The organism is Proteiniborus ethanoligenes (genome assembly GCF_900107485.1).
GTDB classification, from domain to species: Bacteria; Bacillota; Clostridia; order Tissierellales; family Proteiniboraceae; genus Proteiniborus; species Proteiniborus ethanoligenes.
On the sequence record NZ_FNQE01000005.1, the window covers coordinates 86,941 to 106,706 of the forward strand.

The following is a 19,766-nucleotide window of genomic DNA, read 5'->3' on the forward strand; positions in this document are numbered from 1 at the left end:
CAATCACCTTCTTTCAATTAATACCACATGCTACATATTATACTAACATAAACGAAACCTTTTGTCAAATCAAACTTTTAATTGTACTATATATCACTAGTCCTTGTCAAATATAAATTTCTTACAAATTCCTATGAAAATGTGGCTATTTATCTAGTATTTATAATAATCCGTCAATCCCGCCTTAATTCCATCTATTATTTTGTCGATATATGAATTATCATTGAGCCTTGATTCCTTCTCTGGATTAGTTATATATTCAAGCTCAAGATGTAATGAGCCTACTAATACCTCTCTTAACAAATAAAAATCTGCTATCTTGATACCACGATTTAAAATCTCCCCATCCTTTGTTAAGTTAGCTATTATTAGCTTAGCTAAAGATTCACTTTCTCTATCATTTCTATAATGATAGATTTCGCAGCCATGAATTGTAGGATTCGTATAGCCGTTTAGATGTATACTAATAAAAAAATCAGGCCTTAATTCATTAGCCATCTGTGCCCTTTTTGATAGGGAAATATACTTATCTTCATTTCTAGTTATCTCCACCCTTGCTCCAAGCTCTTCCAATGCCGGCTTAAGCCTTTGAGCTATCTTAAGTACTACGTCCTTTTCTCTTGTGCCATTTAATCCAACATAATCCTGGCTGCTTTCTCCTCCATGTCCAGGGTCTAACATTATTATTCTTCCATTTAAGGGCTTTTCTATACATGGTTTTTCAATTTTTTTAATATCTATTCCAGTATAATAATAATTTAGTATCTGGCCACAGTCTTTTCCCTCTAAAGCCATTTGGTGTCCTCCATATTGGCACAGGCCTAAGCCATGGCCTTCTCCCCTAGTGGCAAAGGTGAAAACCGCTGGTGAAAAGCTAAACCTAGTTGAATCTAGACCTAGAAGCTCTGATATTTCTGTGCCACTGAATTCCTTCCCAGATATTTTTATGCTAATAATCCGTCCATAATCATCTCTTTTTATGTCATCAAAGAAGCCTTCTATGCTAGTTTTCAATGTAGGCTTTAGTGATGGAAATTTTATATTTAATCTTTCTTCTATCTCCTCAAGAGAAATAGTCTTGCTATTATCCCAGTTAGGAGAATTGATGCAGTAGTCGCACAGCACTCTCCTTAAATACACTATTTTTCTGTTTAATATGCTTTCTGAGTTTTCTGTAGAGCCCCCACAGGTATGATGGAATCTAGCGTCTATTGGCTTATTGTTAAAGGTCATTATTAATCCTTCTGTTGCTTTTACTGCGGCTTTTATTATTTCCTTTTTATCTATAGCTTTTAAAGAACTGTAATCTGATAATTCTATACAGTGCCCTTCATCACATATATCACAGCTACTGTGATTAGAGCAGCCTTCACCATCAAAAACTCTCATTAGCCTTACAAGCTGTGTCCTAGCTATAATGCTCTGTGCCTTTATAAGCTCTATGTGAAATACATCTTTTATTTGTAAGGCTACTGCTAGCATAACAGCCTCTTCAAGGGGAAGCTGTATTATCTTTCCTTCTTTATGAACAAAAACATCTATATAAATGGTATTATCTTCTATCATTAATATACCTCCTAAATATGGGGTCATAAATATAGCTAATTATAGTCTCTATAAACACAAATAGATATAATATATAATATAATATGAGATACAGGCTTTAGGTGTGCATGGCATACTTTTAGGGATAGAGTGCTTGTTTTATTATTTTTATGTTTAAGATTGTTTTTCTGGGTATTTATTTAAGGTGCATACAACAAAAAGAAGGATTATGTAAGTTTTTGTGGAACTTCTTAATTAGCTAATAGTTAGGGTTAAATATTTTAGATGCAAGGAGGAAGTGGGATAACCCCCAAATTATGAAAGGTACTATTGTATCCGCATGGATTAAAACTTCAAGAAAGCTTTACGGTGATTCCTTAGTGGATGAAGCTATGAGAGGGGTTGGTATGAGCCCTGATAGAATATTCTTGCCTACAGAGGATGTGGAGGATTCCTACGCAAGAGGAATTGTTGATGTTATTTCAAAAAAAATAGGCAAGTCAACTTATGATACGTGGAAGGAAATAGGAATGGATAATGTTTTGACCTTCTCTAAAGATTATCCTGGTTTTTTTAAGTATAAAAATCTTTATTCTTTTTTAAGAGCAATGTATGATATTCATGTAGTGGTTACGGAAAGAATTCCAGGTGCAAATCCACCTATTTTAGGCATGAAGGCCATAAGTGGAAACGTAGCAGAAATGACATACAGCTCAAAACGAGGAATGTTTGGCTACTTCCATGGTATGCTTAGAGGTGCAGCTAAGTACTATAAAGAAGACATCACTGTAGATATTGTTGAAGAAACATCAGATTTTACAAAAATACATATCACTTTCCCTGAACAAATATATCATTTCAAGAAATATAAGATTAATAGATTTTTATCTTTTGGATTTATAAAAAAATTTGAGGCTAAGATTGCTATAGCTTCTCTAATACTCATTGGAATTCCTAATATAATACTTTCTAGCTTTTTGGATAAATGGCCATTGGCAGGAGTTACTTTAGGACTTAGTCTTATTGTACCTCTAATAATTACTAAAATGCTTTTATCTCCTATTAAGAGTATTATTTCTCAATTAAAGGACTTAAAGGAAAACAACTATTCTGAAGAGCATGATATTTCTACTAATGACTTCTTTGAGGATATTAACAATTTGATTAATGATTACAAGAACATTCTTAAGAGTGATTTTGTTGGGTTTAAGGGAATGACTGATGAGCTTAATGTATTTACAGATAAGTTTAATGAAATATCAGATAATATGAATTATACTACTAAGGAAATATCAGGAGTTGTAGAGCAGGTAGCTATGGGAGCTGTAAATCAAGCTGAAGAAACTGAGAATGCTGCGTACCTGCTTAACGATAATATTTTGGCCCTTAATAAAATAGTTGACAATGAAAACCAAAGTAAGGATGAGCTTGAAAAAGTTGTGGATAGAATTGGCGATAGCTATAATGAGTTGAAAAATACTTCTTCAAATCTTGATCAAATTTTATCTCAATTTGAGAAGGTTAAGGAAAATAGCTTAGCTCTTCAAAAAAGAGCTACTGATGTTACAAAGATAGTTGTTACTGTAGAAAATATAGCAGATCAGACTAATTTACTTGCTTTAAATGCTGCTATTGAAGCTTCAAGAGCCGGTGAACACGGTAGAGGCTTTGCTGTTGTAGCTGAAGAAATAAGAAATCTTGCAGAAGAATCTAAGGGTGCTGTAAGAAATATTAATTCTAATCTGATTTCATTTATTAAAGAAATAGATTCTGTAGTGTCACAGGTGGAGAACCAATATACTATTTTAAATGATGAAAATGTTAAGCTTTCAAATGTTGCCGATATAAATCATTCTATTGTTGTATCTGTTAAAGAGGTTTCTTCATCCCTTATAGATATGATTGAGCAGCTTACTGTGGAAACCAGTACTATTAATAAGGTTTCAGGCAATATAGAATCTTTAGCTGCTATTGCAGAAGAAAACTCTGCTTCCTCAGAGGAGGTAAGTGCTAATATGACTACTTATGCAGCTGAGCTTGAAAAAATGATGGCAAATATTGTAGAATTCAAAAAAGTCTCTCAAGCCTTTAAAAAGGACCTTGAAAAATATAAAATGTAACAAAAAACACTCGTTTTCACGAGTGTTTTTTTATTCATTGATTAGCCGTAGACCCTTATTTTGAAAATACCTGCTTCAGTTCTTGGAAAACCTTATAGGTTTCCTCTGATTTTTTGAAAGTATTATCCGATTCTAGTATAAATCTTTTTATTGCATCTTGATTTTGCTCAAGTCTGTCAAGTCTTGAGATAACCTCTTTATGATTCTTGTCGATTTTCATTTCAAGTATTACATGATTTGATTCAATTTTGCTTTCAAGCATTTCTTGATTTGATTCAATTTTGCTTTCAAGCATTGCTTGATTTGATTCAATTTTGCTTTCAAGTGTCACATGATTGTCTTCAATTTTCTTTGCAAGTATTGCTTGGTTTTCTTCAATCTTTCTTTCAAGCATTGCTTGGTTTGATTCAATCTTTCTCTCAAGCATTTCTTGATTTGATTCAATCTTTCTCTCAAGCATTTCTTGATTTGATTCAATCTTTCTCTCAAGCATTTCTTGATTTGCTTCAATCTTTCTTTCAAGCATTACTTGACTCGCTTCAATTTTGCTTTCAAGTGTTACATAATTGTCTTCAATTTTCTTTGCGAGTATTACTTGGTTTTCTTCAATTTTTCTTTCAAGCATTACTTGGTTTTCTAATATCTGTTGCAGTATTTTTTCCGTATTAGACATGGGAGCCCTCCTCGTCTACAAGCTTAGTAATTATATTATATACTACAATATATTATTTTCAAACTATTTTACATATTTATCTATTACATTTATTATTTCTTCTATTTTCTCATCCCCATGTCCTTCAAGAATAGCATCCTTTACACAGCTTTTAATATGTTGATCTAATATACTCAGATTTGCTTTTTTAAGCAAGCCTATTATTGATAGTATTTGCTTAGATATGTCTACACAATATCTATCGTCCTCTATCATCTTAATAATACCTTCGACTTGTCCCTTAGTAGTTTTTAAAAGATTTAATGCTTTTTTCTTACCTTCATTCATATTAATTCTCCGTTCTATTTTTCTTTAGATTACATTGTAGCCTGCTTCTTCTATAGCTTCCTTAAGCAGAGCATGGACTAGGTTATCTCCTTCAATCTCTACAGAGTGGTTAGTTAAATCTACTTCTACAGTTTTAACTCCTTCTATTTGACCTAATGCATCCTTTACTGCCTTTACACAATGTTGACAGCTCATGCCCTCTACTGTTAATGTTTTTTTCATATGAACACTCTCCTTTATAATATGTTTTATAATTCTCAATTATTTAACTTTAAACCTCTTTAATCTCAATGAATTACTAACTACTGATACTGAGCTGAATGCCATGGCCGCTCCTGCTATCATAGGGTTTAGGTAGCCTAAAGCTGCTAAAGGTATGCCAGCAGTGTTGTAGCCAAAGGCCCAGAAAAGATTTTGCTTTATTGTCCTCATGGTTTTTCTGCTTAATTCTATAGCATGAACTATGTCTCTTAAATCTCCTTTTATAAGGGTAATATCTGCTGCTTCCATGGCTACGTCAGTTCCTGTACCTATTGCAAAGCCTGTGTCTGCTGCAGCAAGTGCTGGAGCGTCATTTATCCCATCTCCAACCATGCCTACAACTTTTCCTTCTCCCTTAATCCTTTCAATGTTTTCTGCTTTATGTTCAGGTAATACCTCTGCTAGTACATTATCTATTCCTACCTGCCTTGCAATAGCCTTTGCTGTTCTTTCATTGTCTCCTGTTATCATATAAACTTCTATTCCTAATTTCATTAATCCTTCTATGGCTTCCTTTGAATGCTCCTTAACTGTATCTGCTACTGCTATTATCCCACTTAATTTATTGTCTATGGAGATTAGCATCGCAGTCTTTCCTTCATCCTCTAGCTCTGATATTTTATCTTCCACATGAGATATTTCAATAGCTTTATCCTTCATTAGCTTTCGGTTCCCTATATATATAGTCTTATCTTCTATAAGTGCATAGATACCATGACCTGGTATTGCATAAAAGTCCTCAGTATCTTCTAGCACCATACCTTTTTCTTTAGCCTTCTCTACTATTGCTTGCCCTAATGGATGCTCTGAGTTTTTCTCTGCAATTGCTGAGAGTCTAAGTATTTCATCCTCATCATATTCAAAGAAAATAACATCCGTAACCTCTGGCTCTCCCTTAGTAATAGTTCCTGTTTTGTCAAGTACAATTGCATTTATTTTATGTGCTCTTTCTAGATGCTCTCCACCTTTTATTAATATTCCATTTTCTGCTCCCTTACCTGTCCCCACCATAATAGCTGTAGGCGTAGCTAGACCTAATGCACAAGGACATGCAATTACTAATACTGCAACTGCACTTATTAATGCTTGAGTAAAGTCTTTGCCCACTAAATACCAAATCAAAAATGTAATAGCTGATATGCCAACTACAGCAGGTACAAATACGCCAGATATTTGGTCTGCCAGTCTTTGTACTGGTGCCTTTGAGCCTTGGGCATCCTCTACAAGCTTTATTATTTGTGCCAATGCTGTATCTTTCCCAATCTTTGTAGCTTCAAATCTAAATGTTCCAAACTTATTTATTGTAGCACCTATTACCTCATCACCTGCTTTTTTATCTACAGGTATGCTTTCTCCTGTTAGCATAGATTCATCTACTGATGAATTGCCTTCTACTATTTTACCATCTACTGGAATCTTTTCCCCTGGTCTAACTACTATTATATCTCCCACTACAACATCTTCAATTGGTATATCTACTTCCTCTCCATTTTTTATGATTCTAGCAGTCTTAGCCTGTAGTCCCATTAGTCTTTTTATAGCCTCAGATGTTCTACCCTTTGCTAGGGCCTCTAAAAGCTTACCTAATAGGATTAAAGTGATAATAACCGCAGAGGCTTCAAAATAATAATCGGGCACACCTACTATTACGTTGTATATACTATAAAAATATGCGGCTGATGTTCCCATAGCAACTAATACGTCCATATTAGCTCCTCCACCTCTAAGAGAATGGTATGCTCCCTTATAAAATCTATAGCCTATTACGAATTGAACAGGTGTAGCTAGTGCCAGCTGGAAATATCCATTACTTAAAATATTGTGTACTCCTGCCATATGGAAAAACATTGCCGAAAATAATGGTAAGCTTAATAAGGTAGATATAATAAATAAATATTTTAATTTATTTATTTCCCTTTCTCTAGCTTCTTTTTCTCTGTCTATACTTTCATCTATTTCTTCTCTAACGCTATATCCTGCTTTCTTAATAGCATTTTTAAAGTCATCAATTGTTAAATCGCCTTCAACATATTCTACAGTCCCTTTGTTTAATGCTAGGTTTACATTTACATTTGTTACTCCTTGGATTCTATTAAGAACCTTTTCAACTCTTGCTGAGCAAGCAGCACAAGTCATGCCTTCTATATTTAAAGTAGTCTTTCCAATTGGTACTTGGTATCCTGTTTTTTCAACTCTAACAACAATATCCCCTATAGAAAGCTTTTCTGAATCATATTCTACCGTTGCTTTTTCTGCTATTAAATTTACTATAGCAGAATTTACTCCTTCCATCCTTGATAGAGCATCCTCTACCCGCTTTGAGCAGGATGCTCAGGTCATTCCTTGAACTTTTATATTAATCTTTTCAATTCCCATCTTGTCACTCCTATCAATAAAGTTTTTCAACGGATTTATACGCCCCCACCCCATATGGGGTGTGTAGATTAATTATAGCATTATGTTTTTTGTTTGTAAATAGTATTATTCCTTTTTCAAAAAATTAAAAACACCTATTTAACATAGGTGCTTAAGTAGTCATATATTCTAACTCTTCTATATCATTAATTATTATTTTTTTGCTTCCAATTAGCTCTATTACTCCTTGCTCTTGCATGCTGCCTAATTTTCTGCTGATGGTTTCTCTGGTAACTCCTATATAATTAGCTATATCCTCTCTGCTTAAAGGCAGCTCAAGCTCTATTATATCTCCTTTTGCAACTCCAAAATCCTTTACAAAGCTAAGCAAAAGTCCAGCTATTCTGGCCTCTATATCTTTTGTACTTAGGCTTTGGATGAGATTCTCTAGCTTTACGATTCTATCATAAACCACCTGTAGTATTTGAAGTCCTATCTCAGGTGTTTCTTTTATTATGCCATCAAAATCATCCTTTGTAAGTATGCAAATATTTGAGTCTTCTAATGCCTCTGCATTAAATTTAAATTCATCTTTCTTTAAAAGGCTTAAGTCTCCAACAAAATCACCTTCAGAAAGAAGGTAGAGTATTTGTTCCTTTCCTTCTCTAGTGTATTTAAATATTTTAATCTTCCCTTTGTTTATAACATAAAGCTTATCAGATACATCGCCTTCGAAAAATATTATCTGACCTTTTTTAAAGTTTTTATGTGCTATTTTCTCTGTAAGCCTTCCTAGTTGTTCTGGAGTCAGTACAGAAAAAATTGATACCTTATGAGCACAGTATTTACCTTTGCATAGATTACAAACATTATATTCTCTTGTAGCTCCTAAAACATTTTCCATTTATTTTCCCCCTTATATAAAGCAAGGCTATTGATTAGATTATATTCTTATTCCCGCATATTATTTATATTTCTATAATCTATTATAACGGATATGGTGAATATTTCAAATAAGGAGGAAAAATAAAATCCGTAGGTCATACCTACGGTTATATATTATATGCTGCAAGGGCTATATCCACAGTTTGGACAAATAAAGCAACCTCCCTCTGGCATCATTTTGCTTCCACACTCGTTACATTCGTTGCTTTGAAGATTCTTTTTGTCTTTTTTTATAATTGTTCCGTTTTCCATGCTAGTTCTCCTCTTATCTTATTATTATTCTGCTATCTGTAACTACATAATCCACTGGCATATCATGCTCTTCTGTAGCTATATATTCTAATATTTGATAGTCGTATGCCAATCCTATAGTAGGAATTGTAAAGCATAATTTTGAAAGAAATCTATCATAGTAGCCCGCACCAAAGCCAACTCTAAAGCAACCCCTATCAAAAGCAAGTCCTGGAAGTATTATTAAATCAATGCTTTCAGTGCTTACAGGTTTCACAAGCTCTGCTTTAGGCTCTAAATATCCAAAACTACTCTTTACCAAATCCTTTTCTACACTTTTGATTTCAGTTGGCACAATTCTTTTTCCATCATCTATGCAAAATGGTACTATGACATTTTTCCCAAGATCCTTGCATAATTGAATTAGCTTGAAAGTGTCTACTTCATTATCAAAGCTTAAATAAAGCATTATTGATTTGCTTTCCTTAAATATTGGCAATTTAGTTAGAGTTGAAATAATTTTTTCGCTTAAGACTTCTACTTGCTCCTTGCTCATTTGTTTTCTTAAAGCTATCATTTCTTGTCTTATTTCGTGTTTTCTGTAATTTCTCATATTTCCCCTCCTGCCAGCTGCTAATTAATATATATCCATAATTCTACCCTTTAATCAGGTAATATATGATCAAAAAAAAGAGCAAGGTCTATACCTCGCTCTCTAAATGCTTAACTACAGGTTGATCCTCCTCTGATTGGTACTATGTGGAATCCTTTTCTTAGCCAATCATTTACATAGTCTACATTAAATGTACCATATGTGCTTAGAAGATCTTTTTCAACTAAATAAGTGTAATCTCCTATTTTAGTTACATCGTCTCCATCTTTTTGCTCATCCAGAGCTAAACCAAATGATGGACCGCCTCAGCCAACTCCTGCAATATATATTCTTACGCTTTTACTTTCTGAACCTTTTTTGTCTAATATTTTCTTAAGCTCTTCTTGAGCTTTTTCTGTTACATTTATGTTCATAATATCCCTCCATACTTTCTCTTAATTGTTTTATACCCCCAACGGGTATTGCTAAACATATTCTATTACATATTTATCTTTTGGTCAACAATTTTTATTTATACATACAAATATTTAATAGCATAATATCCCAGCATTGCAAAAGCAAAAATAATATACGATGTGTTTTTGTTTTTAGAGGCTTTTAAATCCAAGGATTCTATAAGTGCTGCCAAAATAAACAATAGGGATATATACAGAACAACAGGATGCCTATATTCTCCAAAATGCTTTATTGCTAAAAAGCCATTGTATGCCTTACCTATTAAAAAGCCTTCAAAATATCTTGACCAGATTATTATTGATGATGAAATATAGAAAGGAATTACAAAAAGCTTAAAAAGTGCATTAAAGGGAATGTTTTTCTTTTTTGAAGCTAAGTAAATAGCTAGTATCCCTGATATTATTCCACCCATAAAGCTTAAGTTCATATGAGAGAGCTTAAAGATGGATATTATATTATGATAGTATTCTAGATGGAATACTACATAAATTAGTCTTGCTCCTAAAAAGCTTAATATTATGGATGTAAAAAATATATCTTCTGCTTTAGACGCTTCTAGCTCTTGTTTTTTTGCTGATATCTTAATATAAATATAGCTAAGCAATATTGAGATAATGAATAGAAGCATAAACCAGGATACTACTATAGACTTAAAAACAAATGCATAAGGCCTCATTTTCTATTGTCCTCTTGTATAATCAAGCATCTCTTTCATCTCTGCATAAGTCATAAGGCCTGGCCTATAGGCTCTTATTTTGCCTTCTTTGTCTACCATTACTGAGGTTGGTATAGAAAATGTTTGATATGTTATGCCTACTTCCTGTGTTTTATCTAACAATACAGGAAAACCGTATCCATTTTGTTCAATAAATTTCTTTACTGTATCCTCAGACTCTCCAAGATTTACAGCTAATACTATAAAGTCATCATCCTTATTTTCTTCGTACAGCTTGTCTAAATCTGGCATTTCTGCTCTACAAGGTGGACACCATGATGCCCAGAAGTTTAATAATACTATTTTCTCTCCTTCATAATCCTTAAGAGATACTGTGTTCCCATTTAAGTCTTCCAATGTAATTTCAGGTGCAGGCTCTCCTATATCTATAAGCTTTTCTACCTTCATAGGAGCATCATTGTTTTCCTTTACTTCTTCTATGATTTTTTCCTGTTCTTCTTCTACAGCCTTCTTTAAGGAATTAAACGTTAAAAATTTCAATCCAAAAGATGCTATTATGCCAATGATAACAACTGCAACTATAATTATTATTATATTTTTAGTATTCATTAAATCCCTCCTAATTAATCCATAATCAATATATACCCCTAAAATAGAGATTATATAATTAAAGTAAAACTTCCTTATTCGTTACAAAAATATATTTGCAATAAGGTATATTTTATTAAAGAACATTAATAAGCCTAAAGCTATTACAATAATGCCTCCTATTTTATTAATATATGGGAGTACTTTTTCAGATTTAGCTAAAAACCTTCCAAATTTACTTATGAGTAAGGCTGTCAAAATAAAAGGAATTGCAAGTCCTATAGAATATGCCAATAATAATAGTACTCCTGTGGTTACTGTTCCTGTACTGCCCGCAAGTATGAGTATGGTTCCTAATACAGCTCCTGCACATGGTGTCCAGCCTGCAGCAAATGCCATCCCAACTAAAACTGAGCTAAACCAGCTAGTTATCCTTGGCATCTTAATTTTTCCACCTTTACTTAAGAAGTTTAAATTCAATACTCCTATCATGTTTAACCCCAAGCCTATGATTAGTATTCCACTTATTTTTAAAAACTGAGTTTTGTAAACTCTAAACAATCTGCCTATAAAGCTTGCAGACACTCCCATTATCATAAATATTATAGTAAATCCCAGTACAAATCCTAGAGTTCTACTAAGGGCTAATAGCTTTCTGTCTTCAAGCTCCTCTTCTAAGGCTGTGTCTGTAATATATGTTATATAGGCTGGTATTAAAGGAAGTACGCATGGCGAGAAAAAGGATACTATTCCAGCAATTAAGGCAGCCGATATTGATATATCCGTCATAAAATTTCACCCCTTGTGATGGTTTTTTCTTCAACAATTATATACCCAGAATTATACCATATAGGGGTATGTCTTATCAAGCTATTAATTAACATTAAAAACCTGAGGGGTTTTTCTCCTCAGGTTTTTTGGTTTACTTTAATGTTCATGCTTTATACTACTGCTCTACTAGGTATTATCATATCAATTATGCCTATTACTATTGCACCGACTATTGCTCCTAGCAATGTTATGTTGAATCCTGGGACTATTAATTTTGTAACATACAGGATAACTACTGTAATTAAAAATCCTTTGATCCCTTTACCAAATGCAGAAGCGTTTATTCCTGTAAATCGTTCTACTAAGTAATCTAAAACACCTATGACTACACTGGCAATAAGTAAACTCCACAAGCCATCGATGCTAAAGCCTGGTGTGAAAAACGCAGTTAATCCCACTACTATTGCAGTTACAATTACTCTAACTATCATTTCTGTAATGTTAAAATCATTATTTCTTGTTTTTTCATTATCTGGCATTTTAAAATCCCTCCTCATGAGTATTTTGTCTTTTTTATAAAAAATTATACATTTTCTATAACTAATAGGGAAGTTCTACGTTAATTTTTTATATTGTTATTTTTACTTACTTAGTATATTATATTTTATAATGGATATAATTTTATCCAACATATTTATTTAATGTGATTTTAATCACGTATTTTATTTAAATTTATGGTATTATAATAATACTAAATAGAATTAAGGAGGAATTTTTACATGGCTATAAATAAAGATATGCTTATTGGACAGCTTTTAAGAGAAAAGCCAGAATCTGTTGAAACTCTTTTAAGATTTGGTATGGGATGCGTTGGATGTCCATCTTCTCAAATGGAATCTTTAGAACAAGCAGCTATGGTACATGGTATAGATCTTGATAAGTTAATGGCTGAATTAAACAAATAACCTTGGCATTTGCCAAGGTTTTTTATGTTTATTATTATAGGATTTGTTCTAGTCTAGCTTTATCAAAGCCTACCATTTCTTCTTCATTTACTATAATTACAGGTACTGCCATATATCCCTTCTGCATTAATTCTTTCCTTGCACTAGGATCTGTTTGAATATTTTTCTCAGTATAGCTTACGCCTTTCTCCGAAAGGTACTGCTTTGCAGTTGTACAATGTGGTCAAGTGTTGCTTGTGTATATAGTTACATTTGCCATTATAAAACCTCCTCTTATAGAAACAATCTATTTGTTTTATTTTATGTATAGATTATTTTTATAATACCCAGGAGAAATCTTTTTTAAACCTATAAAGCAAAAAGAAATTAATTATGTGATATATGTTCTAAGCCTTGATTAAATAATTGGACCACATGCTCATCATCTAGGGAATATATTGCATGTTTTCCTTCCTTTTTGAATTTAACAAGTCTTAAGCCTCTAAGTACTCTTAATTGATGAGATATGGCTGATTGACTCATATTAAGTATGGCCGATATATCGTAAACACAAAGATTATGCTTTGAAAGCAGGTATATTATATTTAATCTAGTTGGATCTCCTAATGCTTTAAATACCTCTGACAGACTTATTATTGTATCATCTGAAAGCATATCCTTTTTTATGCTTTCCACAGCTTCTTCATCAACTTCTGGTGTTTTACAAAGCCATTCCTGCTCTAAATCAAGCCGCTTCATTTTCAAGTACCTCCTTAGTATCTCTTTATTAAATTATAGCATATTGAGAAAAATAAAATAACCTCTAATATTAGAGGTTATCTAGTAGGAATCGTTGGATTTACTGGATTTACTATTTTACCGCTTAAGGCATCTATATAAATAAGCCAATATCCTAATCCTTCATAGGACTCTCTATCCTTAAGCCATGTATTGAACCCGGTTGCTCCGTTATAGGGGTGGTCTTCCATAGTAAATTTTCCTGGTACACCATAAACATAATATTTTATCTCTTCTTCCCTTTTTACTGTACCAAAAATATAGTGTTTGTGCTTTTCTATAAGATTTTGACAAGTGGTAGTCCTAGAAGTTAATGGATATGGGTAGTATGCATTTATTAAATAATCATAAAAAGGTAAAAAGCCTCTATGAATATGTTCACTTTCTTGATCTATTCTCCACCAGGAGCAGTCTCTCAAGTTTTCTCTAAAAGGCTCCACACTTTTAAAATGCTTTAATATATCTATTGTATAGTTTGCCAGCTGCATGCTATAGCTTTTAACATTATCCATATATGAATCTATTTTGTTAATTTTACTTCCATAGGTATTGTCTATATAATCTCCATAATTATAAGTAATTTGATGATTTTGATTTTCTATATGGTTTATAGGCTCTTCTTCTAAGAAAAAGCCCTTAAAGTCATCACCCATTGTTATAAATCCATTTTCTTGTTCTACTCCTTCCTCCTCTTCCTTAGAAGTCTTAGATTCGAACTCATCAAATTCTATGTTTACTGGTGCTATATCGTCAATAGATAGGTTTTCTATATTAAAATCTTCTAGATTAATATTTATGCTATTAATATCAATCTCTTCTATAGATATTTCTTCTGGCTCCACATCCTTATCTAATTCCTCATATGAACTTTCAGAATCTTTCCCCTGTATATCTAATTTCCCCTCTAGATAAGCTTCTTCTATGTTTTCTTCTATGTTTTCTTCTATGTTTTCTTCTATGTTTTCTTCTATGTTTTCTTCTATGTTTTCTTCTGGTATATTCTGTGCTTCCATATTTATATATGTAGTATCCTCTATACCGTCACTTTTTATCTCTACCTGCTCTTCTTCTATGGGCTGTAAAGCTTCTTTAGATTCTATTTTCTCCTTCATTTGCTTCTTTATAATACTGGCTAATTTGCCATCCTTTTTGTGAATATATCCTGCCAATGGAATAGTTATATTTTCAACGCTAGGCTTTGCCTCTATTCCTTTTATAAGCACAATATTAAATTTTTCTATAGATAGACTTGTACCTCCTACTGATGCTGGGTCAAATTTCCACTCTAAGCTTCCTTTACCACTGTCATTTAATAGTATAACTCCTAGCTCAACCTCCACGGGGTTATTGCTTTCTATGCTCATTAAGTATCCCTTGTATATATTTTCCTCTTCTGGCTTTAGCTTAAGGTTTTCCACATTAAGGTTCAATTTTGCTCTACCATCTCTTACTTCAATGTTCATGTGTCCTTTGGGAATTTGCCCTTTCTCTTTTTTATAACAGTCTGGTTGCTCCTCTAGTATGACAATTTTTCTCATATATGCAAAATTAGAAGCCAATTTATTCCCTCCTTTTATACATCTTGTTATTAATATATGTACAAAAAGAGAAATAGTGAACTAATAGTTGTTTATCATTTCGTATATTTCGTCTGAAATTCTTGCAAACTCATTTATATCAAGGGTTTCTCCTCTTCTCTTAGGCTCAATTCCCGTTTTCTCTAGGAGTTTTTCTATATCCTCTTTGTTTAAGTCGATTCCGCTATTTAATGCATTTAAAAGAGTTTTTCGCCTTTGCCCAAATGCAGCTTTTATGACCCCAAAAAATATTTTTTCATCCTTAACCTTAACTACAGGTTCTTTGTATACATCAAGCATAATAACTGCTGAATCAACATTAGGCCTTGGCATAAATACATTTTTAGGGACATCTACAACTATTTCAGGTTTTGAATAATATTGGACTGCAACAGAAAGAGCACCATAGTCCTTATTTCCTGGTGATGCTTTCATCCTAAGTGCTACTTCCTTTTGAACCATTACTACGATTTTTTCTATACAGAGCTTTTCCTCAAGTAGTTTCATTATTATTGGTGTAGTTATGTAGTATGGAAGATTTGCAACTACTTTTACTTCCATATCTCTAAGCTTTTCCTCTATCAGCCTATTTATGTCTACCTTTAATATATCTTTATGTATTATTTCTAAATTGTGATATTCTTGAAGTGTTTCCTCTAATATAGGTAATAATTTGTTATCTAGTTCTATAGCTATGACCTTCCCAGCAGCTTCACAAAGACTTTGAGTAAGGGTTCCTATGCCTGGACCTATTTCAATTATCCCATCACTTTTCTTAATACTAGACTCTTCAATTATCTTATGGATTATATTTCCGTCTATTAAAAAATTCTGTCCTAGGCTTTTAGAAAATTTAAATCCATGCCTTTCTATGATTTCTTTTATTACTGCAGGTGAATAAAGCCTTTTACTTTGTTTCATCATACATCCTCCTGATACTATCCTGAAATTCTTCTCTAGTAATTCCATAGTTATTCAATCTTTTTAAGAATTGCTTTGAATTGCAATAGCCTATTCCTAAAATTCTTCCTATAATATCTCTTTTAAGACTTGAATTGTCTTTCCCAACTAATCCGCACTCTATCAAATCTTCTTTAGTAAACTCATTTCTTTGCTCTGAAAGCTCTACTCTAGCCTTAGACAAGGCATCTATTATATCCTCTGGCAAGGCATTTTCTATGCCTATATCTCCATCTTTTATTGCCTTATTTTTAGGTAAAAATGCATGCTTTGCATTTTTTACTTTATTTGCTATGATACCTCTTATTTTCTCTCCTGCAAAATCAGGGTCTGTAAATATAATGACACCTCTCCGTTCTGCTGCAGTTTGGATTCTTCTAATAGTTTCTTCTGTAATGCCAAAACCACCTGTAGCTATTAATTCAGCATCTACTGCCTTCTTTACTGCCGATATATCGTCTCTTCCTTCTACAACGATTATTTCTTTTATCATTTTTTCTCCTCGCTTTTCTATTGAAGGTTCTATATATAATTATAGCTTTTATTTATATGCAGGTAAATCAGTAGTTTTCTAAAGGATAAAAAACAGAGCAGTTTCCTGCTCTATTTTCCTAATATATATACTTTTACTTTTCTTCTGCCAAAGGCCTTTACATCTTTAGGGTCTTCCATGAATAGGTCTATTTTATTACCTTTAATGGCTCCTCCCGTATCTTCTGCTATTGCATAGCCGTAATCCTTTGTCCCGTCTAAGGATTCTATATATAGCTTAGTTCCTAGAGGAATAACTTTTGGGTCTACTGCAACTACTCCAGGTCTAGCTTTAGTCCCTGATGCAGTAATTCCATACCATTTATCTCCTGGTTTTTTCCCAGTGCTTTCATAGGTTAAGTCATAAGCAGTAGCTATCATTATTGCTTCCTTTTTCCCTGCAAAGCTGCCCCTTGAAGCAACTGTGAACTCAATTCCCTTTGTGCCTTTTTCTATTAATTCATTTGTTGGCTCTGAAAGTATCTTTTCTTCAACTATTTCTGTTGCAACAAGCTGACCATTTTCATAGGTCTCTTTAACTGTTATTTCTTTTTTTCCTTCTTTTCCTTCTTGTTTTACTATAAATTTTCCCTTGTCTATTGTGTCATTATCCTTTGTTATGGTCTTATAAGGAATTACTTTACTTATCGTCTCAACTTTTTCATCAATTTTTACTATGTCTATTTCTAGACCTGGTTTAATTTTATAGTATTTTGAAGGCGATATTTTATCGGGATTATAGCTTATCTTTAATGAATCTAATACTTCTTTTACAGTGTTTTTTGATGTTTTTATATCTAATATGTTGCCTCCATAATTTATGGTTACTGGAACTGCCCTTTTTATCTCTACCTTCATCCCATCATGTAAGGGACTAGTTGTAGATATGTTGATATAGTCTGAATTGCCTAATGATATTCTTTTTGTTTCAAGTAATTGAGAAACAGTGTTTTTACTGGTTTTTATGGTTGTTCTCTCTCCATCAATTACAACATCCACTGTTTTTATCCTAGAGTTATTTGTAGCAAAAGACAATACCGTCATTCCAGTAAGGATAAGGGCTGCAATAATTAGAAGCTTTATGCTTCTATTTTTCTGTGCCATCTTCTCCAAACCTCCTAATTTATTATTATATAATATGTTGTTTGGCAATATATATACTTTTGTATTAAATTGCTATTATTAAACATTTTTTAATTTTATTTTAAAAGTAGGATTTTGTCAAATTTATATTCTTTTTTGTCATATTTGTTAATATTTCTTTTTTATATTATGGCATCTCAAGGAATTCCTTTCTTTCAAGTTTTGACTACTTTCTTTTGTTTTATACCCATTTGTCTTGGTTTTTAGTTTTTAGAGCATCCCCCTAGTCTTGCGACGCAAATTTATTTGCTCGATAACACTGGCATAAACTTGATCCTGCGGCTACTCCCGTCATAAACCTAAAGTAAGGCTGGTGCTCATTCGTGTTAGTTCAATCGAGTAGGAGGTAATTAATTATTTTAATTACCGTCCTCTCACACCACCAAGCATACCGTTCGGTACTTGGCGGTTCATTAAGACAGTCTGAATTTCTCATACTGTGAAGTTAAACTTTTAAAACCATGATTAATCAGTTTCTGATTAGTTATGGTTTTATTTAGTATTGGACTTTTGGATATTCTCCAGTAGCTTTTCCTAGTGTTGGCATATTCCCATGCCTTACCTTTAGGAACTCCTAGTTTCATTAGGTTTTTAAATCTAGTTCTGACTAATTTCCATGTCTTCCAGACCACGGCTCTAAGTCGCCTCCGAATCCATTGGTCCAGCTCCTTTAGTTTGGTCTTCATATCTGCTAATTTAAAATAATTTACCCAACCTACGACTATTTCATTTAGTTTCTTAATTCTATGATTGAAATTCATGCTTACATTTCTGTTAGTTATATTTCTAATCTTTTCCTTAAGTCTGTCATAACTTTTGTCATGGACTCTAAATTTTATTCCACCTTTTCCATAGTAGAAACTATATCCTAAGAATTTTCTTTTTGTTGGTGAAGATACTGCCGACTTTTCAGTATTTACTTTCAGTTTTAGCTCTTTCTCTAGGAATTTTGTGATATTTTCGAGGGCTCTTTCTCCTGCCCTTTTGCTTTTAACATAAACATTACAATCATCAGCATAACGGCAGAATCTATGTCCCCTTCTTTCTAGTTCTTTGTCTAATTCATCTAGTAATATATTACTTAATAGTGGACTTAGTGGGCCACCTTGAGGTGCTCCTTCTTCTGATTTAACCTGCATACCTTTTAACATTATCCCTGATTTTAAATACTTTCGTATTAATTTAAGCACTCTTTTGTCTTCTATCTTTCTTGACACTAGATGCATTAAAAGGTCATGATTTATATTATCAAAGAATTTCTCTAAATCCATATCTATTACGTATCTGTATCCTTCATCGATATATTTCTGTGCTTGTTTTAGAGCCATATGTGTACTTCTTTTGGGTCTAAAACCATAGCTACTATCTGAAAACTCCTTATCGAATATGGGATTGATTACTTGGTTTATTGCTTGTTGAATCAATCTATCTATTACGGTTGGTATTCCTAGGAGTCTTACCCCGCCATTTGGTTTGGGTATTTCTTTTCGTCTTACTGGCTGTGGTTTATATTTTCCACTTAGCAGACTTGTCTTCAAAGTTTCGTAATGTTCTTGTAGGAAAGGTAGAAGTTCATCTACCTTCATTCCATCAATTCCATGGCTTCCTTTGTTAGATACTACTTTCTTGTACGCTTCAAAGATATTTCTCTTATCCACTATTCTTTCGAGTAGATGTTCAGTATTAAATTCCGACTTGGTTTTCAGATTTGACATCGCCGACAAATCACTGTACACTCCTTGTTTACCTCGAGTTTCCAACCCTACTTCCACAAGCCAGTCCAAGTCCTTGGTTTTCTGTATTCTTTTCATGTTTGTTGAGATTGCCAATCCTACTCACCTCCTTAATGTTCAGCCCTTCCAAGGTTATTCATGACTAACCTTGTACTATGGCTTCTGCTGACTTCTGATAGTTCAGCCACACATCACTGCATGGGTTACCATTTAGATATTTCATCTTTTAATGGTGTATCTACCAGACCTCCCCAGGTAAGAACGTAAACTTTCACTCCATATATCTGCTACATCTACTTTCCCTGTTTCGGATAGTTTTGGACTTTGACTTGTTTAGCAGCCTCATCCACAGGGTTAAGCCTCAAATGTAGTTCGTGTACCTCAGACCAGAGCTTTGCCGCCGACTTCCTTCAGATTCCACCTCACGATGGACACCCTTGTCTTGAGCTAACGGTTGGCACTATCAACCCCCGTATCGGACTTGCACCGACTAGTTTATGCCCATGCTGGGCGCACTAA

20 protein-coding genes and 1 pseudogene are annotated in these 19,766 nt (G+C 33.2%); 2 read left to right on the forward strand and 19 right to left on the reverse strand.

The genetic code is table 11. From position 1 onward, the window contains the following. Positions 1–153 precede the first annotated feature (153 nt). A complete protein-coding gene (locus BLV37_RS03450; protein WP_176967849.1) occupies positions 154–1,566 on the reverse strand; it encodes an N-acetylmuramoyl-L-alanine amidase in 1,413 nt (470 codons plus the stop codon). Between the two features lie 296 nt (positions 1,567–1,862). On the opposite strand from BLV37_RS03450, the gene BLV37_RS03455 reads away from it, so the two are divergent. Further along, entirely contained in the window at positions 1,863–3,665 is a 1,803-nt protein-coding gene (locus tag BLV37_RS03455; protein ID WP_091727318.1) for a methyl-accepting chemotaxis protein, read from the forward strand. Between the two features lie 55 nt (positions 3,666–3,720). Here the strand turns inward: BLV37_RS03455 and BLV37_RS03460 are convergent, their stop codons facing one another. The 11 genes and pseudogenes from BLV37_RS03460 to BLV37_RS03505 form a co-directional block, all read right to left on the reverse strand. Further along, positions 3,721–4,338 (reverse strand): hypothetical protein, encoded by a 618-nt coding sequence (locus BLV37_RS03460; protein ID WP_091727321.1) that lies wholly within the window; start codon positions 4,336–4,338, stop codon positions 3,721–3,723. 63 nt (positions 4,339–4,401) lie between these two features. Next, positions 4,402–4,665 (reverse strand): metal-sensing transcriptional repressor, encoded by a 264-nt coding sequence (locus tag BLV37_RS03465; protein ID WP_091727324.1) that lies wholly within the window; start codon positions 4,663–4,665, stop codon positions 4,402–4,404. Between the two features lie 24 nt (positions 4,666–4,689). Further along, positions 4,690–4,887, reverse strand: a complete 198-nt coding sequence (locus tag BLV37_RS03470) for a copper ion binding protein (RefSeq protein WP_091727327.1) — start codon at positions 4,885–4,887, stop codon at positions 4,690–4,692. A 39-nt stretch (positions 4,888–4,926) separates the two neighbouring features. After that, positions 4,927–7,302 (reverse strand): annotated as a pseudogene (locus BLV37_RS03475) (heavy metal translocating P-type ATPase). Between the two features lie 151 nt (positions 7,303–7,453). Continuing rightward, positions 7,454–8,185 carry a Crp/Fnr family transcriptional regulator gene (locus BLV37_RS03480; RefSeq protein WP_091727330.1) on the reverse strand — a complete coding sequence of 244 codons (732 nt, stop codon included), beginning with the start codon at positions 8,183–8,185 and terminating at the stop codon, positions 7,454–7,456. Between the two features lie 155 nt (positions 8,186–8,340). Then, a complete protein-coding gene (locus BLV37_RS14950; protein WP_176967851.1) occupies positions 8,341–8,478 on the reverse strand; it encodes a hypothetical protein in 138 nt (45 codons plus the stop codon). 13 nt (positions 8,479–8,491) lie between these two features. Continuing rightward, entirely contained in the window at positions 8,492–9,070 is a 579-nt protein-coding gene (locus BLV37_RS03485; protein ID WP_091727333.1) for a 5-formyltetrahydrofolate cyclo-ligase, read from the reverse strand. A gap of 511 nt (positions 9,071–9,581) precedes the next feature. Next, positions 9,582–10,202 (reverse strand): prolipoprotein diacylglyceryl transferase family protein, encoded by a 621-nt coding sequence (locus tag BLV37_RS03490; RefSeq protein WP_091727335.1) that lies wholly within the window; start codon positions 10,200–10,202, stop codon positions 9,582–9,584. Positions 10,203–10,205: 3 nt separating this feature from the next. Beyond that, the gene (locus BLV37_RS03495; RefSeq protein WP_091727339.1) at positions 10,206–10,811 is read right to left on the reverse strand and encodes a TlpA family protein disulfide reductase; all 606 of its coding nucleotides are present in this window, start codon (positions 10,809–10,811) and stop codon (positions 10,206–10,208) included. Between the two features lie 81 nt (positions 10,812–10,892). Continuing rightward, a complete protein-coding gene (locus tag BLV37_RS03500) occupies positions 10,893–11,579 on the reverse strand; it encodes a cytochrome c biogenesis CcdA family protein (RefSeq protein WP_208975192.1) in 687 nt (228 codons plus the stop codon). 152 nt (positions 11,580–11,731) lie between these two features. Then, entirely contained in the window at positions 11,732–12,100 is a 369-nt protein-coding gene (locus tag BLV37_RS03505) for a phage holin family protein (protein ID WP_091727342.1), read from the reverse strand. 240 nt (positions 12,101–12,340) lie between these two features. Here BLV37_RS03505 and BLV37_RS03510 point away from each other — a divergent pair, with 240 nt between their 5' ends. Beyond that, the gene (locus BLV37_RS03510; protein WP_091727344.1) at positions 12,341–12,526 is read left to right on the forward strand and encodes a DUF1858 domain-containing protein; all 186 of its coding nucleotides are present in this window, start codon (positions 12,341–12,343) and stop codon (positions 12,524–12,526) included. 34 nt (positions 12,527–12,560) lie between these two features. Here the strand turns inward: BLV37_RS03510 and BLV37_RS03515 are convergent, their stop codons facing one another. The 7 genes from BLV37_RS03515 to ltrA form a co-directional block, all read right to left on the reverse strand. Next, positions 12,561–12,785: a glutaredoxin family protein gene (locus tag BLV37_RS03515; RefSeq protein WP_091727347.1), complete on the reverse strand. Its 225-nt coding sequence runs from the start codon at positions 12,783–12,785 to the stop codon at positions 12,561–12,563. Between the two features lie 107 nt (positions 12,786–12,892). Next, complete coding sequence (locus BLV37_RS03520) at positions 12,893–13,264, reverse strand: ArsR/SmtB family transcription factor (RefSeq protein ID WP_091727348.1); 372 nt, start codon at positions 13,262–13,264, stop codon at positions 12,893–12,895. Positions 13,265–13,341: 77 nt separating this feature from the next. Next, the gene (locus BLV37_RS03525) at positions 13,342–14,862 is read right to left on the reverse strand and encodes a hypothetical protein (protein ID WP_091727351.1); all 1,521 of its coding nucleotides are present in this window, start codon (positions 14,860–14,862) and stop codon (positions 13,342–13,344) included. 60 nt (positions 14,863–14,922) lie between these two features. Then, a complete protein-coding gene (gene rsmA / locus BLV37_RS03530) occupies positions 14,923–15,801 on the reverse strand; it encodes a 16S rRNA (adenine(1518)-N(6)/adenine(1519)-N(6))-dimethyltransferase RsmA (RefSeq protein WP_091727354.1) in 879 nt (292 codons plus the stop codon). Further along, the gene (gene rnmV / locus BLV37_RS03535) at positions 15,788–16,333 is read right to left on the reverse strand and encodes a ribonuclease M5 (RefSeq protein ID WP_091727357.1); all 546 of its coding nucleotides are present in this window, start codon (positions 16,331–16,333) and stop codon (positions 15,788–15,790) included. The genes rsmA and rnmV overlap by 14 nt, the downstream gene beginning before the upstream one ends. Before the next feature lie 110 nt (positions 16,334–16,443). Further along, complete coding sequence (locus BLV37_RS03540) at positions 16,444–17,475, reverse strand: resuscitation-promoting factor (RefSeq protein ID WP_091727362.1); 1,032 nt, start codon at positions 17,473–17,475, stop codon at positions 16,444–16,446. Between the two features lie 452 nt (positions 17,476–17,927). Next, positions 17,928–19,343, reverse strand: a complete 1,416-nt coding sequence (ltrA, locus tag BLV37_RS03545) for a group II intron reverse transcriptase/maturase (RefSeq protein WP_244270456.1) — start codon at positions 19,341–19,343, stop codon at positions 17,928–17,930. Positions 19,344–19,766: the final 423 nt, after the last annotated feature.

Coding starts and splice junctions, on each gene's coding strand:
- BLV37_RS03505 (WP_091727342.1), bottom strand. CDS start 12,100: ATGCCAGATAATGAAAAAACAAGAAATAATGATTTTAACATTACAGAA.
- BLV37_RS03460 (WP_091727321.1), bottom strand. CDS start 4,338: ATGTCTAATACGGAAAAAATACTGCAACAGATATTAGAAAACCAAGTA.
- BLV37_RS03480 (WP_091727330.1), bottom strand. CDS start 8,185: ATGGAAAATGTTTTAGGAGCTACAAGAGAATATAATGTTTGTAATCTA.
- BLV37_RS03450 (WP_176967849.1), bottom strand. CDS start 1,566: ATGATAGAAGATAATACCATTTATATAGATGTTTTTGTTCATAAAGAA.
- rsmA (WP_091727354.1), bottom strand. CDS start 15,801: ATGAAACAAAGTAAAAGGCTTTATTCACCTGCAGTAATAAAAGAAATC.
- BLV37_RS03465 (WP_091727324.1), bottom strand. CDS start 4,665: ATGAATGAAGGTAAGAAAAAAGCATTAAATCTTTTAAAAACTACTAAG.
- BLV37_RS14950 (WP_176967851.1), bottom strand. CDS start 8,478: ATGGAAAACGGAACAATTATAAAAAAAGACAAAAAGAATCTTCAAAGC.
- BLV37_RS03490 (WP_091727335.1), bottom strand. CDS start 10,202: ATGAGGCCTTATGCATTTGTTTTTAAGTCTATAGTAGTATCCTGGTTT.
- BLV37_RS03485 (WP_091727333.1), bottom strand. CDS start 9,070: ATGAGAAATTACAGAAAACACGAAATAAGACAAGAAATGATAGCTTTA.
- BLV37_RS03520 (WP_091727348.1), bottom strand. CDS start 13,264: ATGAAGCGGCTTGATTTAGAGCAGGAATGGCTTTGTAAAACACCAGAA.
- BLV37_RS03455 (WP_091727318.1), top strand. CDS start 1,863: ATGAAAGGTACTATTGTATCCGCATGGATTAAAACTTCAAGAAAGCTT.
- BLV37_RS03510 (WP_091727344.1), top strand. CDS start 12,341: ATGGCTATAAATAAAGATATGCTTATTGGACAGCTTTTAAGAGAAAAG.
- BLV37_RS03495 (WP_091727339.1), bottom strand. CDS start 10,811: ATGAATACTAAAAATATAATAATAATTATAGTTGCAGTTGTTATCATT.
- BLV37_RS03500 (WP_208975192.1), bottom strand. CDS start 11,579: ATGACGGATATATCAATATCGGCTGCCTTAATTGCTGGAATAGTATCC.
- rnmV (WP_091727357.1), bottom strand. CDS start 16,333: ATGATAAAAGAAATAATCGTTGTAGAAGGAAGAGACGATATATCGGCA.
- BLV37_RS03470 (WP_091727327.1), bottom strand. CDS start 4,887: ATGAAAAAAACATTAACAGTAGAGGGCATGAGCTGTCAACATTGTGTA.
- BLV37_RS03540 (WP_091727362.1), bottom strand. CDS start 17,475: ATGGCACAGAAAAATAGAAGCATAAAGCTTCTAATTATTGCAGCCCTT.